We start from the raw sequence: 428 nt of genomic DNA, 5'->3' as shown, positions 1-428 counted from the left end.
GTATAAAATCAATAGGTTTTAAGAGAAATTTGGCTGTAACTCTACCACTTAATTATTGAGTAGTAGAGTAGGGAACTTATTACGATACCAAGTACCTTCAACTCATAGCATGAGACCTTTGCAAAAAAGCCCTTCCCCCGACAGCCGAAACCCAAACACAGGTTTTCGGCTGTTTTCGTTTCAAATATCCACTGATTCTACCCAAATACCCCCTTAATCCCCCTTGGATACCTGATAATCAGGCATCCGAGCCGCCTTTTAGGCAGCAACAGGCGCACTTAGCCTATTGGCAGCTTTCATTGGTTTGCGCTTCCGTCAGCGGACGGTTGCGGTGGGCTTTGCGCATAATGCCGTCCTGTAACCGATGTTCTTCCAGATGTTGCCGGTTTTCCGCACTGTCGTAGCCTTTGTCGGCATAGACGGTCGTA

At 47.0% G+C, this 428-nt stretch carries 1 pseudogene; it reads right to left on the bottom strand.

The window, feature by feature from the left end:
• Window positions 1-301 precede the first annotated feature (301 nt).
• Window positions 302-428: pseudogene (locus HMPREF2661_RS09050) on the bottom strand (transposase); the annotation flags it as partial.

This window comes from Neisseria sp. HMSC061B04 (genome assembly GCF_001836705.1).
Classification (GTDB): Bacteria; Pseudomonadota; Gammaproteobacteria; order Burkholderiales; family Neisseriaceae; genus Neisseria.
The sequence above is the reverse complement of the archived record's forward strand: the minus strand, read 5'-3'. Positions and strand labels throughout refer to the sequence as shown.